Raw genomic sequence first — 2,298 nt, forward strand, 5'->3', positions numbered from 1 at the left:
TCAGGAATTTTGTAGTGCTGCGATAGATAAAGCATATTTTCTTCTGCTAGCTGCGAAGCAGATTTATATTCTGTCCATTGGGAAATCCCATCTTCTATATATTGAACCTGTTCATCTGCCACAGTCCGTTCCGTTGACGGAATAATCGTACCGTCTGGATACAGGTCCGTCAACGTTTTTGTATAATTGTAATACCACGTATTTCTTGTATCTACTTCATAATAAACCGTTAAGAACCGTAAATTATCCACAACTGTTCTTCTAATGTCCGATGTATATCCAGTTTGATAACCTTCATACGTCCAACGCTCCCGCGTCATAGACGAACCAATCTTATATGACGCTAGTGTAGCATACGAACTATTTCGCTGTACATCTGTTTTCCCGTAGGAGGCTCCAGTATCCATATTTGTACCGAGTACTTGATATCCAGATAGTGCCCCAGTAGTATGGATACGATACCGTACTTCTTGACCATTCACATACCACGACGTACTACTTAATTTCATCTTCTTGATATTTCAAGCTATACCCATCTCTTGCTTGCTCTTGAGTCGAGACTCGTATATACCCGAAAACGTTCAATTTCTCACCCTCCCGTTACATAATTTGTAATTTTCGTAACGCTTTTTAAACGAATAGCGAGTATTATACGACCTTCTCTAGTTAGAATACAACTCGAAAATTTAGAAGCCAAGGCACAAAAGTAAAAATTTTTTTACGTAATCCATTGTATCGCCATGAGCTTTGTCATACTCGTTATTTTTTTAGCCATCCCAAATCATAACACCCATGCCATATAAAATGTCATCTCGCCAAATTCTCACATTATTCTTCCTAGCCCAGTGTTAAAATAAAACTCCTTGATGGTACTACCATCATGACCTCTCGATTCTCAAACAATTAATTTTCTATTGTCTCACTCAAATATCAGTTGAAATATAAATTAAAGGAAAAAACCTTGAAAGGCATTTAGCCAATCAAGGTTAATATACAGAAAGTCACAATATAGATTTTCGTTCTAAATCAAATATATCTATCTCTTTCTCTTCAAATAATTCCTCTAATGAATCTGTTCCTTTTTCTTGGGCAAATATATACTCATTCTCAGAAATTGGAACAGCGAGTAACCAAGCTACTTTCTTGTTTGGAAAATCAAGCGTCTTTAAATCTTCCCACAAAAATGGTGATACAAATAGAACATGTTTCATTTCGCTATTAGGATAATACATCTTTATCATATCTCGAAAAACTTTACCATGAGACACTAAAAAGTTTGAATTTATAATACAGAAAGCACAGGTTGCCAACACATTAGGAAAATGTTTATACTCTGATGCACTAGCTCCAACAATTTCTATTCGTAAAGGAGTTCCATCAACAGTATATTCAATTGAATGGTCGGAGAGTCCAATTGTTGAGTATGATGTAATACCTTCATAAGGTCTATCAGCGGTTGAAAGCATATCAATATTACTTACATTACTTTCATCCCAGTATTTTGAAACTTGCGGTTTACCCCCAAAAGCTTGTAAAGCTGACTTTGCAATTATTTTATTTTCAGTTGAAATACTCATAATACCCCTCCTAATACCTCATTACAATCTTAATCTCCAAAATAATTGTCAGTCAAGTCTTCACCTTTATGACTTCTATTAGTAGAAGGCAACTCAGGTCGATAGTGGTCTGGATTATTGTGTTCATCTAGAAACTGTTTTCTTGAAATGCCTCTTTCTTGTGCACTTTTTTGATGCTTTCTAAATTCGTATCCTGGTTTATGGCCCATATCCCATGGTTCTTCTTTATCCATTTTCTTTCCATTTACTGGGTCTCTCACTTCACCGTCTGCACCTTTAGCTTTTTCCCAAGCTTCATCCCTAACGCCTTTTCTATAACCAGACGGACGGCTATATGTCTTATCAATCTTATCCGTACCCTTAGTACCTCCGGCCTTCTCTAGACCCTTCACTACAGCCTTAACATCATCAGCCTTCCTACCTAAACTCGTAGCCGCGTCGACTCCGAGTTTTACACCTTTTACGGCTTTTCCAAATGGATTTGGTATTAAGCTAATGAATGCTATACTTTTGTCTAACACGGATGCATTCGGGTCTGCAAGGGTTCTGATGTCATCCATGAACAGGAAGTCTGCTGCATCTTTTAGGAAGCCCCCAACTTTGGAGAACAAGCCCTTTTTCTTCGGTTCTGGTTTGGCCACAGTCGGTTTAATAGAATTCTTCATAGACGAACCAGTCTTATATGACGCTAGTGTAGCATACGAACTATTTCGCTGTACAT

At 37.5% G+C, this 2,298-nt stretch carries 3 protein-coding genes and 1 pseudogene; all 4 read right to left on the reverse strand.

The window, feature by feature from the left end; translation table 11 throughout:
• Window positions 1-509 (reverse strand): hypothetical protein (locus JF53_RS10435; RefSeq protein ID WP_157052494.1); only part of this gene is annotated, 509 nt, incomplete at its 3' end.
• Window positions 499-585 (reverse strand): annotated as a pseudogene (locus JF53_RS17475) (recombinase family protein); the annotation flags it as partial. The gene JF53_RS10435 and the pseudogene JF53_RS17475, both read right to left, overlap by 11 nt.
• A gap of 416 nt (window positions 586-1,001) precedes the next feature.
• The gene (locus JF53_RS10440) at window positions 1,002-1,577 is read right to left on the reverse strand and encodes a suppressor of fused domain protein (RefSeq protein ID WP_047982069.1); all 576 of its coding nucleotides are present in this window, start codon (window positions 1,575-1,577) and stop codon (window positions 1,002-1,004) included.
• Window positions 1,578-1,606: 29 nt separating this feature from the next.
• On the reverse strand, window positions 1,607-2,298 hold a 692-nt coding region (locus tag JF53_RS17865; protein WP_236686938.1), incomplete at its 5' end, for an HNH/ENDO VII family nuclease.

The organism is Ornithinibacillus contaminans (assembly GCF_001038425.2).
GTDB lineage: Bacteria > Bacillota > Bacilli > Bacillales > Amphibacillaceae > Ornithinibacillus > Ornithinibacillus contaminans.

Excerpts from the sequence above, each read along its gene's own strand:
- JF53_RS10440 (WP_047982069.1), bottom strand. The coding sequence starts at position 1,577 with ATGAGTATTTCAACTGAAAATAAAATAATTGCAAAGTCAGCTTTACAA.